The 13,263-nt window shown below is 65.4% G+C and carries 17 protein-coding genes and 1 tRNA gene; 9 read left to right on the top strand and 9 right to left on the bottom strand.

Annotation, left to right across the window (positions count from 1 at the left end; genetic code table 11):
• Positions 1 to 9: 9 nt before the first annotated feature.
• Positions 10 to 174 (bottom strand): hypothetical protein, encoded by a 165-nt coding sequence (locus tag ACFSGX_RS14200; protein ID WP_380930894.1) that lies wholly within the window; start codon positions 172 to 174, stop codon positions 10 to 12.
• Positions 175 to 244: 70 nt separating this feature from the next.
• Between ACFSGX_RS14200 and ACFSGX_RS14195 the strand changes: the two genes are divergently transcribed.
• The 5 genes from ACFSGX_RS14195 (at position 245) to ACFSGX_RS14175 (ending at position 4,965) form a co-directional block, all read left to right on the top strand.
• Positions 245 to 1,849, top strand: coding sequence for an anti-phage dCTP deaminase (locus ACFSGX_RS14195; protein ID WP_380930893.1), 1,605 nt, complete (start codon positions 245 to 247; stop codon positions 1,847 to 1,849).
• A 109-nt stretch (positions 1,850 to 1,958) separates the two neighbouring features.
• Positions 1,959 to 2,213 (top strand): hypothetical protein, encoded by a 255-nt coding sequence (locus ACFSGX_RS14190; protein WP_380930891.1) that lies wholly within the window; start codon positions 1,959 to 1,961, stop codon positions 2,211 to 2,213.
• Positions 2,210 to 3,934, top strand: a complete 1,725-nt coding sequence (locus tag ACFSGX_RS14185; RefSeq protein ID WP_380930890.1) for a hypothetical protein — start codon at positions 2,210 to 2,212, stop codon at positions 3,932 to 3,934. The genes ACFSGX_RS14190 and ACFSGX_RS14185 overlap by 4 nt, the downstream gene beginning before the upstream one ends.
• A 74-nt stretch (positions 3,935 to 4,008) precedes the next feature.
• The gene (locus tag ACFSGX_RS14180) at positions 4,009 to 4,473 is read left to right on the top strand and encodes a DUF3597 domain-containing protein (protein ID WP_380930888.1); all 465 of its coding nucleotides are present in this window, start codon (positions 4,009 to 4,011) and stop codon (positions 4,471 to 4,473) included.
• Positions 4,474 to 4,506: 33 nt separating this feature from the next.
• Entirely contained in the window at positions 4,507 to 4,965 is a 459-nt protein-coding gene (locus tag ACFSGX_RS14175; protein ID WP_380930886.1) for a ferritin-like domain-containing protein, read from the top strand.
• A gap of 126 nt (positions 4,966 to 5,091) precedes the next feature.
• On the opposite strand, the gene ACFSGX_RS14170 is transcribed toward ACFSGX_RS14175, so the two are convergent.
• The gene (locus tag ACFSGX_RS14170) at positions 5,092 to 5,247 is read right to left on the bottom strand and encodes a hypothetical protein (protein WP_380930885.1); all 156 of its coding nucleotides are present in this window, start codon (positions 5,245 to 5,247) and stop codon (positions 5,092 to 5,094) included.
• Positions 5,248 to 5,358: 111 nt separating this feature from the next.
• On the opposite strand from ACFSGX_RS14170, the gene ACFSGX_RS14165 reads away from it, so the two are divergent.
• The gene (locus ACFSGX_RS14165) at positions 5,359 to 6,651 is read left to right on the top strand and encodes a homoserine dehydrogenase (RefSeq protein ID WP_380930883.1); all 1,293 of its coding nucleotides are present in this window, start codon (positions 5,359 to 5,361) and stop codon (positions 6,649 to 6,651) included.
• A 3-nt stretch (positions 6,652 to 6,654) separates the two neighbouring features.
• On the opposite strand, the gene ACFSGX_RS14160 is transcribed toward ACFSGX_RS14165, so the two are convergent.
• The gene (locus tag ACFSGX_RS14160; RefSeq protein ID WP_380930881.1) at positions 6,655 to 7,035 is read right to left on the bottom strand and encodes a hypothetical protein; all 381 of its coding nucleotides are present in this window, start codon (positions 7,033 to 7,035) and stop codon (positions 6,655 to 6,657) included.
• 86 nt (positions 7,036 to 7,121) lie between these two features.
• Here ACFSGX_RS14160 and glpX point away from each other — a divergent pair, with 86 nt between their 5' ends.
• The 3 genes from glpX to ACFSGX_RS14145 all read left to right on the top strand — a co-directional run bounded on the left by glpX (position 7,122) and on the right by ACFSGX_RS14145 (position 10,050).
• Positions 7,122 to 8,090, top strand: coding sequence for a class II fructose-bisphosphatase (gene glpX / locus ACFSGX_RS14155; RefSeq protein WP_157177043.1), 969 nt, complete (start codon positions 7,122 to 7,124; stop codon positions 8,088 to 8,090).
• A gap of 51 nt (positions 8,091 to 8,141) precedes the next feature.
• Positions 8,142 to 9,917, top strand: coding sequence for a single-stranded-DNA-specific exonuclease RecJ (gene recJ, locus ACFSGX_RS14150; protein WP_380930879.1), 1,776 nt, complete (start codon positions 8,142 to 8,144; stop codon positions 9,915 to 9,917).
• 57 nt (positions 9,918 to 9,974) lie between these two features.
• Positions 9,975 to 10,050 (top strand) — tRNA-Glu (locus tag ACFSGX_RS14145).
• Positions 10,051 to 10,068: 18 nt separating this feature from the next.
• Here ACFSGX_RS14145 and ACFSGX_RS14140 read toward each other — a convergent pair.
• Genes ACFSGX_RS14140 through ACFSGX_RS14115 form a run of 6 tightly spaced genes read right to left on the bottom strand, consistent with a single transcriptional unit; the run spans position 10,069 to position 13,243 of the window.
• On the bottom strand, positions 10,069 to 11,163 hold the full coding sequence (locus ACFSGX_RS14140; RefSeq protein WP_380930878.1) for a tyrosine-type recombinase/integrase: 1,095 nt from the start codon (positions 11,161 to 11,163) through the stop codon (positions 10,069 to 10,071).
• Entirely contained in the window at positions 11,163 to 11,423 is a 261-nt protein-coding gene (locus ACFSGX_RS14135; protein WP_380930877.1) for a hypothetical protein, read from the bottom strand. Before ACFSGX_RS14135 ends, ACFSGX_RS14140 begins: the two co-directional genes overlap by 1 nt.
• A complete protein-coding gene (locus ACFSGX_RS14130; RefSeq protein WP_380930875.1) occupies positions 11,420 to 11,785 on the bottom strand; it encodes a hypothetical protein in 366 nt (121 codons plus the stop codon). The genes ACFSGX_RS14135 and ACFSGX_RS14130 overlap by 4 nt, the downstream gene beginning before the upstream one ends.
• On the bottom strand, positions 11,785 to 12,324 hold the full coding sequence (locus tag ACFSGX_RS14125) for a hypothetical protein (protein ID WP_380930874.1): 540 nt from the start codon (positions 12,322 to 12,324) through the stop codon (positions 11,785 to 11,787). The genes ACFSGX_RS14130 and ACFSGX_RS14125 overlap by 1 nt, the downstream gene beginning before the upstream one ends.
• Positions 12,321 to 12,911, bottom strand: a complete 591-nt coding sequence (locus ACFSGX_RS14120) for a hypothetical protein (protein ID WP_380930872.1) — start codon at positions 12,909 to 12,911, stop codon at positions 12,321 to 12,323. Before ACFSGX_RS14120 ends, ACFSGX_RS14125 begins: the two co-directional genes overlap by 4 nt.
• A complete protein-coding gene (locus tag ACFSGX_RS14115; protein WP_380930870.1) occupies positions 12,908 to 13,243 on the bottom strand; it encodes a hypothetical protein in 336 nt (111 codons plus the stop codon). The genes ACFSGX_RS14120 and ACFSGX_RS14115 overlap by 4 nt, the downstream gene beginning before the upstream one ends.
• Positions 13,244 to 13,263 lie beyond the last annotated feature (20 nt).

Here is a 13,263-nt window from a genome sequence, read left to right as displayed (position 1 = left end):
TTCACAATTTTATTTACGATCATTGTCCACAATTTCTGATTTTGTAAGTCGATCTATATACTCATTCCGCCTAACAGGATTTGAAACGAATGTTCCTCCCATTTGCCGGGCAAATTCGAGTGCAACTTGAGATACTTCACGCGCCCGCTTCGCGTTATAATTTTCCGTGCTCATGCGCTAGCTCCTTGACGTCCAGCTAGTTTAGCTGTGAAAACCTACAACGCTAGGCCTTGAAAGGGTATCCGTGGGTGAATTTAGCGTCATAAGATTCCCTGAGCTAGTTTTTGGCATCGCAGGACCTCTGGGCATCGATATTGACGCAATATCTAGTACGCTAGAGAACGCGCTCCATGCGGTTGGCTATAAATCTATACCAATACGGCTTACAAATGAGGTTAAGGAAGTAAAATCTCAGGTTAAAAAGCCTATTAGGCAAGATTACTACCACCAGATAAAATACAAGATGGATCATACAAGCCAGATTTGTCGGGATAACTCCGATCCGGCATTCGCTATGAGATATGTTGTCGACGCTATCGGACGGGAGCGGAGCAAGCTCAGTGGACATGATCTCGTTGATGATGACGCTTCCGTTGATGACGCTCCGTTTGTAGATATAGCTCGTCAGGATAAAGTTCGGCATAAGGTTGCCTACATAGTTAGGCAGCTAAAAAGGCCGGAGGAAGTTTCATTATTTAGAGCTATATACGGTCAACAGTTCATTCTTATATCAGCATACGGCAATGAAGAAGACCGAATTAAACTTATAGCAGATAAAATTAAACGTACACTACCTTTAACTACTAAATCAGCGAAGATACTCTCATTTGCTGAATCGCTGATACTGCGAGATATGAGTGAAGACGGAGATGACCACGGGCAGCAGCTGCGGCAGACTTTTCATCTTGCCGACGTTTTTATCGACGGCCTGTCTGCATCGTCAATGCGATTGAAAATCGATCGTTTCATAAATGCGCTTTTTGGCGCGAATGATATCGCACCTACGAAACTAGAATTCGGCATGTATGCTGCTGCGTCCGCCTCTTTGCGATCAACTGACCTGTCCCGCCAAGTTGGCGCTGCGATCTTCTCGAGTGATGGAGAAATCATTGCTCAGGGATGCAATGAAGTTCCACGGGCGTTTGGAGGAAACTATTGGGACACTGAGGAGCCTGACTACAGAGATATTAAGCTCGGTAGCGATCCAAATGATCACCTGAAACGGGAAGTTCTTCGTGATATTCTGGAGCGCCTGCAGTCAAGTGGATTATTGTCCGCTTCGTCAAAAGCACTAGGCACGTCAGGCGGCCAGCTCGTAGACAAACTCCTCAAAAAGCCCGAAAAGCCAACATCCGATGGCAGCGGTTGTCTCCATGGATCTCTAATCTCAGACCTTACAGAGTTTGGAAGAGTCGTTCATGCGGAGATGAACGCAATTTGTGATTCAGCTCGTCTTGGTACAGCTATCAAAGGATCAATACTATTTTGTACAACTTTTCCGTGCCACAACTGCACTAAACATATTCTTGCTTCTGGTATATCTCGGGTGTTTTACATGGAGCCATACCCGAAAAGTAAAGCAAAAGAACTACACCATAATGAACTTGAATTAGAAAAGTCTAGTTCGTCCAGAGTATCCTTCCTTCCGTTTCTTGGAATATCTCCTTTGAGATATCCGCACCTTTTTAGAAAGGGAAAACGCAAGAGCGGAGGAATTGCTTACAAATGGTACTATACAGAACCAGCACCGATGATTGATATTTATGTTCCCAATTATACACGTCTTGAGAAATACGCAGTTGCCAGCATCATAGGTAAAGTTGCAAAAGTTGATGAATTTGAAAGCTAGCCTGCCAAACAAGCCACCTCTCAAAAAAGTCCTACACTAAAAATCCTGTCCTACACACCCCGAACAGGCATATCTCCCCGGTCCCCTTGGAACATCCGGAGGACCGTCCATGCCCAGCCTGCCGCACCCGCCCGCCGCCCCGGTCGTCCGACCGGACCAGCCCGCGCCCCCGGCCCACTGGATCGACCCGACCCGCGTCGATGACGACCATCCCGCCGTTCGCGACTGGCTGGCGCATATCGCCGCCGGGCGGATCGGCGCACCGCTGCCCGTCAACCCGGTCGTTGTCGCGGTGCGCGACCACAACGCCGCACTGATCGCCCGCCGCGCACAGGCGGCACGCGCGGCGGGCAAGCAGCCATGACCGCCCCCGTCCCAGTCCCAGTCCCCAAGCCGGACCACCCCGCCCCCGACGTCCAGGCCCCGCTCCCCGCCCGCCACGACGGCTGGACCCCGGAACGCCAGCGACGCTTCCTTGAAGCGATCGCGGACGGCGCCACCGTGGAGGATGCGGCGCGCGCCGTCGGGCTCACCGCCACCGCCGCGTACAGCTTCCGCCGGCGGGCGCCCGGTGCCGCCTTCGCGCTCGGCTGGGCCGCGGCGAACCTGCACGCGCGCGAACGGCTGGCCGACACGCTCGTCACCCGCGCGCTGGAGGGGCAGGTCGAGACCATCACCCGCCCCGACGGCAGCGTGATCGAGCGGCACCGCTACGACAACCGGCTCGGCCTCATGATGCTCGCCCGGCTCGATCGCCAGGCCGCCGCCGACATCCCCGCGTCCGCGACCGCCGCCGGCGGACCGACAAGCATGCCCAGCGCCGCGCGCACCGTCGCCGCCGGGTTCGACGCCTATCTCGATCTCATCGCCGCCGACGCCGGCCCCGCCCGCGCCGCACTCTTCCTCGCCGCCGCCCCGTCCCACGACATACCGGCCGCCCCCCTCGCCCACGCCGACCGCTGGCTCCACGCCGACACCGCGCCCGACCTCGTCATGGCCGCGGATCAGGCGCGGGCGGAGCTGGAAGAGCCGGTCCCCTCGATCGCAACCCCCTCCACCGACACCGAACCAGCAGCAGCCCCCACCCCCAACCGTCATCCCGGCGAAAGCCGCGATCTCCCCGTGGCCGGCGCTGACCCCTTACCGAAGGGAGTTCCCGGCCTCCGCCCGGATTGCGCCCAAGCGGACCGCGACGACGCTGGAGCGGAACCGGACGACGCCGAAGGTTGGCAGGACACCGCCGAGCCCACGACCGGGCAAAACCAAACCCCCGCAAACACCGCAACTTCCTCAACTTCGCCCACCCGCGGCGTGCCGCTCCACCCCGACTACCGCGCCCACTGGACCGCGGAGGACTGGGCGCGGGCCGAGGCGGCCGGACTGCTGATCCTCGCCGTGCCCGTGCCGCCCGCCTGCCCGATCGCCGCGGCCGACGGGGTGGCCGGCCGCGCCTTCGGGCTCGGCACCGAAACCGTGTCGGAACTGATGGGCAGCCTCTCCGGCCGGACCCAGCTGTTGTCCCGCGCGCTCGCCCGGCTGGGGGACCGCGACCCGGACGAACCCCGCGCCCCGCCGCCCGAATATGCCCCCGACCCGCTCGTCTGGCGCGAGGAAGGCGGCACCTGGCGCACCGCCTTCCCGCCCCCGCCCGGCTTCATGGGCGAGGAGCAATGCGACTATGGCGACGAGGACTATGCCCGCACGCTCACCCCCGACGAGCAGGACATCGCCGAAGCCTTCGAACTCCGCCACCCCGCCCGCGTCGCCCACGCCGCCGAACGCGACGCCTGGTTCGCCGGCGCCGGCGATCCGGGTGCGGTGGTGGAGGACGAGCCCGAGGCCGAACTCCCTCAACCCCCAAACCGTCATCCCGGCGAAAGCCGGGATCTCCCTTCGGTCGAGGAAGACCAGGCCGCAAACACCCTGCCTACAACTCACCCCTCACCGAAGGGAGATCCCGGCCTCCGCCGGGATGACGCGCGTGGGTCCGACACCGCCGAAACCCCCTCCCACGTCCCCGACACGGCAAACCCCGACCGCAAACACCCACCCCCCGAAACACCCCCCGCGCCGACTTGCCATTAATCCGCGCTCACCCGCGCATCCTTCCCGCGGATCGCTCGTTCGGCACGCATTCCACCACAGACGGGACCTTTGCCATGAGCATCTTCGACAAGATCCAGCACGCCATCTTCGGCGACAAGGGCCTCCTCGGCACCGGCATCGGCGCGACCAAGGCCGCCCCGGCCGCCCCCGCCGCCGCACCCGCCCCGGTCCCCGGCGTCGCGCGTGCGCCCGCCCCCGCCCCCGCCGGCATCTCGCCCGCGCCTGCCACCCCGGTCATCCCCGCCGCCGCGCCCGCGGCCCCGGTCGACGTCGAAGCCGTGCTGACCGCAAAGGCCGCCGCGGCCGGCAAGCCCAGCAACTGGCGCACCTCAATCGTCGATCTGATGACGCTGCTCGGCCTCGACAGCAGCCGCCAGAACCGCACCGAGCTCGCCCACGAACTCGGCTACACCGGCAGCACGGAAGACAGCGCCGCGATGAACATCTGGCTGCACCGCCAGGTCATGACCAAGCTGGCCCAGAACGGCGGCGTCGTGCCCCCCGCGCTGCGCGACTGACCTTCAGCCTTCCCGTTTCCGAAAGGATACCAAATGGCTGATACCAGCACCGATATCACCACGCTGAACGGCCTCATCGCCACCACGCTCGACAGCGCGGACGGCTATAGCGAGGCCGCCAAGGACATCGACGGCAGTCGGTTCGGCGCGATCTTTACGTCGCGCGCCGCCGAACGCCGCCAGGTCGCCGCCAATCTTCAGGGCGAGGTCGTCCGGCTGGGCGGCAACCCGGAAGACGATGGCACCATCCTGGCGCAGGCGCACCGCATGTTCGTCGACCTGAAGGCCAAGGTCACCGGCTCCGACGACAAGGCCGTCGTCGACGAGGTCGAGCGCGGCGAGGACCAAATCAAGGCGAAGTTCGAAGCCGCGATGAAGGACATCGCCGTCTCTCCGCAGGTCGCCACCGTGATCCGCGAAGCCTACGACTCCGTCCGCGAAGGCCACGACCAGATGCGTGACATCAAGCACGCCATGGAACGCCACGCCTGACGAAAAAGGGGCGGCCCGGCATCACGCCGGACCGCCCCTCTTTTTCGGACTTTTAGAAAACCCGCCTATCCCGAGCAAAGTCAAGGGACCCCGCCGAGCGAAGCCGAGGCGCCCTAAGCCGGAACCCTACTTCTCCTCAGGCTCCTCTTCCTCACCCTTCACCCCATTCACACCCTCAAGGGCCTGCTGCCCCGCCGAACCATAATCGGCCTGCCCGCCCTCAAGCATGGCGTCCTTCTCTTCCGGCTTCTGCTCCGGGGTCTTTTTCGGATCGGTCATCATGTCGCTCCTTTGATGGCTCTCTCACCAAACGGCCCCCCCGCCCCGCCGTTCCGGCTTGCACCCCGCGGCCATCGCTTTAGGAGGCGACGGACCAATTTGGGGAATGACCGCATGACCACGCCGTTCAGGATCGCGCTCGCCGGGCTCGGCACCGTCGGTGGTGGGGTGGTGAAACTGCTCGACGCGAACCGCGCGCTCATCGAACGCCGCGCCGGCCGCGAAATCCGGATCGTCGCCGTCTCCGCCCGCGACCGCACCCGCGACCGCGGCGTTGACCTCTCCCGCTTCGACTGGGTCGACGACGCCGCCACCCTCTCGTCCCGCACCGACATCGACGCGGTCGTCGAACTGATCGGCGGCGCCGACGGCCCCGCGCTCACCCTGGCCCGCGCCACCCTCGCCCGCGGCTGCGCCTTCGTCACCGCCAACAAGGCGATGATCGCCCACCACGGCCTCGAACTCGCCCAAACCGCCGAAACCAGCGGCGCCGCGCTGAAATACGAAGCCGCCGTCGCCGGCGGCATCCCGGTGATCAAGGGCCTCCGCGAAGGGGCGGCCGCCAACGAAATCGCCCGCGTCTACGGAATCCTCAACGGCACCTGCAACTACATCCTGACCACCATGGAATCCGAAGGCCGCGATTTCGCCGACGTCCTCGCCGACGCCCAGGCACTCGGTTTCGCCGAAACCGACCCCAGCTTCGACATCGACGGCATCGACGCCGCGCACAAACTCTCGATCCTCGCCAGCCTCTGCTTCGGCACCGCGATCGACTTCCCCGCCGTCACCGTCTCCGGCATCCGCAACGTCATCGCCGCCGACATTACGGAAGCCGCCGCACTCGGCTACCGCGTCCGCCTCATCGGCCTCGGCGAAGCGGACGGCCACGGCCTGTTCCAGCGCGTCCACCCCTGCCTCGTCCCGCTCGGCCACCCGCTCGCCCACGTCGCAGGCTCGCTCAACGCCGTCGTCGCCGAAGGAAATTTCGTCGGCCGCCTCCTGTTCGAAGGCCGCGGCGCCGGCGAAGGCCCCACCGCCTCCGCCGTCGTCGCCGACCTGATCGACGTCGCCCGCGGCGAAACCGGCCCGGCGTTCGCCATGCCCGTCTCTGCGCTCGCCAAATCCACGCCCGCCCCCGCCGGTGATCGCCGCGGCCGCGCCTATCTCCGCTTCACCGTCGCGGACCGCCCGGGCGTGCTCGCCGAAATCACCGCCGCAATGCGCGACGCGGGCGTCTCGATCGAAAGCATGGTCCAGCGCGGCGCCGACACCGCGGGCCGCGTTCTGCTCGTCATGGTCACACATGTCTGCCCCGAACGCGCCGTCACCGACGCACTCGACCGCCTCGACGGATCGCAGAGCATCACCGGCCGCCCGATGCTCATGCACATTCTCGATATCTGACCGCTACTTCGGCTCCTCGCCCTTCACCGCCGAAACCAGCTTGCCCAACGTCTCCATCAGCTTAGACGGTTCCGCACACCCGGGGCGGTGGCAGAACCGCGTGGCAAACACGCTGCTCGCTGGCTCGGACGGATGGCTGACCCGCTCGCCCTGCACGAACCGATCGTCCGGCAACGGCACGCGGTAGGGTGAAGACGTGCCGGACGCGTCGGCGCACACCACAATATCCTCGCCCCGCTTGACCGTGCACGGCCGTCCGTTCCGGCGCGGCCCGTAACGCTCGTCATACTGACTGTTCAACGCCTGCACCGGAGTCCTAGCCGACTTCGCCGGAGCGGGCGGGCCGTAGGTCTGCGCCCCGGCTGACACCGCTGTCGCGAGCATGACCACAAGGGCTATTGGCCTCGACAACCCTTACCCCCCTCTTTATCGCCTGCCCGGACGGAACAGACATGAGGATGGCACATCGCATGGTTAAAGCAAGCAAGGCCTTGGACCGGGTCCTCGTCCTCGAAATGGTCCGCGTCACCGAAGCAGCGGCCATCGCCGCATCGACCCTGGTCGGTCGCGGTGACGAGAAAGCCGCCGACGCCGCCGCTGTCGAAGCGATGCGCGCCGCGTTCAACGAACTCGAATTCGACGGCACCGTCGTGATCGGCGAGGGCGAGCGCGACGAAGCCCCCATGCTCTTCATCGGCGAAAAGGTCGGCACCGGCCGCGGCCCCAAGATCGACATCGCGCTCGATCCGCTCGAAGGCACCACCATCACCGCGAAGAACGGGCCGAACGCCCTCGCCGTGCTGGCCATCGCGGAGGAAGGCGGATTGCTGAACGCCCCCGACGTCTATATGGACAAGCTGGCGATCGGACCCGGCTATGCGCAGGACCTCGTCTCGCTCGACAAGACCCCGACGCAGAACGTCACGGCACTGGCCGCGGCAAAGGGCGTCGAACCCAGCGAGATCATCGCCTGCGTGCTCGACCGCCCACGTCATGAAAAGCTGATCGCCGAACTGCGCGCGCTGGGCTGCGGCATCATGCTGATCCCGGACGGCGACGTCGCGGGCGTCATTGCCGTCACCGATCCCGACACCACGATCGACATCTACCTCGGCTCCGGCGGCGCGCCCGAAGGCGTGCTCGCGGCGGCCGCACTGGCCTGCGTCGGCGGTCATTTCCAGGGACGTCTGCTGTTCCGCAACGACGACGAGCGTGCGCGTGCGGCCAAGTGGGGCGTCACCGATCTCGACCGGATCTACCAGCTGTCCGATCTCGTGCGCGGCGACGCGATCTTCGCGGCGACCGGCGTCACCGACGGCTCGCTGCTGTCCGGCGTGAAGCGCAAGAAGGGTGGCGTCATGACGACCGAGAGCGTCGTGATGCGCGCCAGCTCCGGCACCGTGCGCTGGGTGAAGGGCGAACACCACAAGACCGCCTGAACCGCGGCGAACGACGTTTCCTAACCGGCATCCGTTCGCTAAGGCGGGCGGATGTCTGCTTCTGTACTCGGTGTCGATCGTTCAATCCTGGGTCAGGCGTGGCGGTGGCGCGGGACCGACAGCCAGTTCGGCACGGAACCGGACGCAGGTTTCCGCCCCGATGATCTCGTCACGCAATTGCTGCTCGCCCGTGGATGCCCACGCGACGCCGTCGAAACGCATCGGCTGCCGACCATCCGCGGCTTCATGCCGGACCCGTCGATCTTCCGCGACATGGACCGCGCCGCGGAACGGCTCGCCGACGCCGTGTGCAATCGCGAAGCCGTCGCAATCTTCGGCGATTATGATGTCGATGGTGCCACCTCGGCGGCACTCATGGTCCGCCTGCTGCGCGCGCTCGGGCTTACCCCTGCGGCCTACATTCCCGACCGCATCACCGAAGGATACGGCCCGACGACCGCCGCCCTGCTTCGCCTGGGTCAGGGGGGCGCGTCGTTGATCCTGACGGTCGATTGCGGCGCCCAATCCTACGAACCGCTCGCCGCCGCGCACGCCGCCGGTATCGACGTCGTCGTGGTCGATCATCACAAATGCGCGTCGGAACTCCCCATCGCCTACGCCGTCGTGAACCCAAACCGGCTCGACGAGGATGCCGGCGCGGCGTTCGGCCACTTGGCAGCCGTTGGGGTTGCCTTCCTGCTGGCTGCCGCCCTCCTCCGCACCCTGCGTTCCCGGAATTTCTTCGAGACCCACCCCGAGCCCAAACTGATCGACCTGCTCGACTTGGTCGCCCTCGGAACGGTGGCCGACGTCGCCGCACTCAAGGGTCTCAACCGCGCCTTCGTGACGCAAGGGCTGAAGATCATGGGCGCACGTCGCAACGTCGGCCTCTCCGCGCTTGTCGACGTCTCTCGCCTCTCCCGCGCACCGACCTGCACCGATCTCGGCTTCGCGCTGGGCCCGCGCATTAATGCCGGCGGTCGTGTGGGAAAGTCCGATCTCGGCGTTCGACTGCTCACCACCGACGACGCCGACGAGGCAGAGGCGCTGGCGATCGAACTCGACCGCCTCAACGGTGACAGACGCCTGATCGAAACCGCGGTCAACGAGGCTGCAGAAATCGCGCTGCGGACAGCATCGGATCAGTCCGTAGCGATCGTCTCCGGCAAGACCTGGCATCCCGGCGTCATCGGCATTGTCGCCGGCCGCCTTAAAGAACAGCTCGGACGACCGGTGATCGTGATCGCCATCGACGAGGACGGCCTCGGCAAGGGCTCGGGCCGTTCGATCTCCGGCGTCGATCTCGGTGCCGCCGTCCTGGCCGCAAAGGATGCCGGCCTCCTGATCGCGGGCGGTGGCCACGCCATGGCCGCGGGCCTCTCGATCGACGCCGATCGCATCCCGGCATTGGGCGAGTTCCTGCACGAGCGGCTGGCTGCGGTCGTCGAACGGTCCAGACAGGATCGCGCCATCCTCTTCGACGCCGTCATCGCCCCCGGTGGCCTCACACCCGATCTCGTCTCTTCGCTGGACGAAGCCGGTCCCTACGGCATGGGATGGCCCGCGCCCCGGATCGCCGCTGGCCCCGTCCGCGTCATCCGAGCGGACACCGTGGGCAACGGCCACGTCCGCGCCGTGGTCGCCGGTGCCGACGGACGGTCGGTCAAGACCGTCGCATTCCGTCACGCCGCCACGCCACTCGGCCAGGCACTGCTCGCCGCCGGCCCGGACCGCCGCCTCTGGATCGCCGGCCGCGCAAAGATCGACGACTGGAACGGTCGCATGTCCGCTGAACTGCATCTGGAAGACGCCGCATGGGCCGACTGAACCGATACCGGCTTGACCGCTCTCCCACTTGCCCCTAATCGGCAGTCCGCGCTGCACGGCCCCATCGTCTAGCGGTCTAGGACGTCGCCCTTTCACGGCGAAAACACGGGTTCGATTCCCGTTGGGGTCACCACGTTGAAAACGTTGGTTTTTATAGAGCGGCCGGTCCGGATCGGACCTGATTTACCCCCGGCAGCATAATCAATTTACCCCCGACCAGTTCGGCGGCCGTTGTCTTGGCGATCATCAGGGCCCGCGCGCGCTTGCCGTAGTGCCGCACCATCGCCGCGGACATGCCGAGCATCGCGCCGACTTCGCTGTCGTTCTTGCCGGTCTCCAGCAGGTAGCAGCACGCGTTCTTGCGCAGACCGTGGAAGACGAACGTGTCCCCCTCCCCGATCGTCTCGCGCGCGGTCAGATCGGCCAGCACTTCCTTGACCGGCTTCATCTCCATCAGGTCGCGGATCCTGCTCTGCACGGCACCGGTCGTGCCGAACGGTTTGCCGAACCGGTCGTAGAGCAGCGTCACTGCCTTTCGCGGCTGCGCCGCCAGTTCTGCAGTCCAGAACGGGTGCATCGGCACCGAGACGTGAACGTTCGTCTTCGCCTGGGTGAACGACATCACGCCGTCCTCGATCCACCCATGCTGCATCCGGATCACGTCGGAGTTGCGTTGCCCGGAACACAGCCCGGCGACTAACAACATCCGCGTTATCGGCGTGGCGACCTCCAGGCAGACGCGCAGCAGGTCGGCTGGCCACGGCTCATACTCGCCGATCTTCAACGCCTTGATGCCACTGGCCGGGTTGTCGCCGCGCCAATCGTGCTTCGCCGCGTAGGCCATCAGCACGCGGAACACGGTCAGCCAGTTGTTCGCCTTGCCCGGCGTGTCCGCGAACTTGTCGCGCATGCGGTAGACGTGGGCGGGGCGAACGCCAGTCACCGATCGCGCGCCGTGGTCGGTTGCGATCAGGTCCAGGTAGCGGCGGTAGTTTGCGCGGGTCGTGGCGCTGGGCACCTCACCGAACTCGGACCCACTCCGGTACGCGACGACCAGCGAGCCGATGCTGCCCGGTGCCGGCGTCGCGCGAATCGGTGCGCTGGCGGTGGGTGTGGACAGGCGTTGATATTCCTGTTCGAAGTTCGGGGCGTCGATCGCGGGCAGCCGGATGTAGCGGTCCTTGCCGTCGATCTTCCGCCGGAAATACAGGTACGCGCCGATCTGTTTGACATTGCGGCGGTTCACTACACATCGTCCCATGTATCGTCTCTCGGCCCGGCGTCGCTCGCGTGTACGTGCGAGGGTGGGCCGAGACCGAACTGCGCGTCAATGATGGCGTCGAGCTGGCGCCGCGCCCAAAGGACGTTGCTGCCGTCCTTCACGCCGCGGTTGCCGTAGCGCGTACGGAACGTGGAGATCGACACGCCCATGTACATGGCGGCGACCTCGGCCGTCATGCGTGCCGGCCAGTCCGGCATTGCCTGGAGGCGGGCAAGCGCGGTCATGCGGCTTCGAACCCGAGTGCCAGGCGCAGGCGGACATACTCGATCGCTGGCATGCGCTTCGCGTCGCGATCCTCCACGACCCACCGATCCTTCAGGTGCTGCGCATCGCGGCGGGCGCGGCGGCCGGTGACGACGTCCCCGCGCGTTCCGCCGCGGGTGATGCGGTCGGCAACTTCCAGCGGGGCAAGCACGCGGCCACGGACCGTCCAGCGGTTGTGATACCGATCGCGGTGGGCGGGCGAACAGAACAGCTGGCGGGGATGCACCGCGGCGAACGACACCATGCATTCCGGGCAGGACAGCGTGCGCGCGGGGGTTTCGCGCGCAGCGGGCGTTTCTGCGGGTGCATGTAACATGGACATCAGGCGGCCTTCGCCTGGTCCGCACGCTGGGCAGCGCGCAGCTCGGCATTGATCGCGCAGACGACGTCGAGCCGGCCGGAGCGGCGCTCCTCCCACCACAGCATCGCGGCGACGGCGGCGGCATAGTCGACCGCGCGAACCCATGCTTCGGCGACCGACGACATCGGCCTGTCTTCGCGGTGGTCGCTGAGCAACGGGTCGCGATCGGGCAGGTCCGCCTTGGCAGGAAGCGCCTTGCGGTATGCGGTCGCTGCCTTGTCGGCCAGCGCGGCGGATCGATCGCGGGCGATCGTCAGGGTTGCGATGCGTGCAGATCGGCTGACGCCGCGATCGCTGGACAGCGGCGCGATGCCGTCCGCTGCGATCCGCCAGTCGGCTGCGATCGCGGCGATCGAGGCCAGGGCCGTGTCCGCATCCGCCTGAGACATGCGGCCGCCGGCGACGTGCGCTGGATAGGTCGCCGCCCGTTTGCCATGGATGTCGGTCGCGACCTGGGCGAGGAACGTCCACTCGTGCCGAAGGCGGGGGCCGTCCGTCATGATGCGGCCCCGTTCGCGTCAATGTTCGCCCGCGCAACACGGAAGGTCAGAGCGACGACGGCTGGGTTATCGGACCAGCGTTCGCCTTCCTTGTCGTGAAGCGACTGCCATAGGCCGCCGAAGCTCGCGCGCGGATCTGTCCGCCGCGGCCAGTTTGGCTCACCGGTAGCGTTCCACGCTTGGAGGGTGCTGTCCCAAACAAGCCCCTCCGCGACGGTGTCGGCTTCGCTGATCGACTGCAACCGCTCAAGCCGCACGGCCTCCACGCTTAGCGTCAAGCGCGACGCCCACCGCGGCATATGGATCGAGGGTTTGTAGCGAGGCCACGTGACCGCAGCGCCGGTCGCGATCGCCACCGGAACCTGTTCGACGAACTCGGTATGGCCTGCCCGCTCGCTTGCCTTGTATCGGACCTCGACGACGTCAGTGAAGATGCTGGCGACGCCGAACGCCTCCCGTACGTAGAGCCGGTCGCCGGGCAGGCAGTGCCGCAGCGGGGACGTTGCCAGCCTGCGCGTCTGCGTCTTGCGTCCTGCTAGAAGCGCGCGAACCATCGATCCCGAGAATATGATGGGGCGATCAGTCATGCGTTGCCGCCATGACGCTCGGTTAGCAGCCGCAAGGCGCGCCGTTTGCCGACCTCGATGCCGGTGCGATAGTTACGCTCGACCGACGCGACCGCGCGGCGCTTGTCCTGGTCGGTTGCGTGTCCGGCGATGATCAGGCTGCCGAATACTTCGCCGCCCAGCAGGGCCGTCGCGGTCATGACCGCCGACAGGACGTCGGGATCGGTCATGTCCATGTCGGACCCCGCCATCGCGTCGCGCATCCGCTCCATCAATGCGAGCACCTGAACGTGTTCTACATCGCCGCCGCTGATCTCGCGTAGCTGACCCTCACCCACGATCCGCACTCCCACCGCTGTGGCGATCGGCGGGG

Source organism: Sphingomonas arantia (assembly GCF_042682045.1).
In the GTDB taxonomy this organism is placed as follows: domain Bacteria; phylum Pseudomonadota; class Alphaproteobacteria; order Sphingomonadales; family Sphingomonadaceae; genus Sphingomonas_R; species Sphingomonas_R arantia.
The sequence above is the reverse complement of the archived record's forward strand: the minus strand, read 5'-3'. Positions and strand labels throughout refer to the sequence as shown.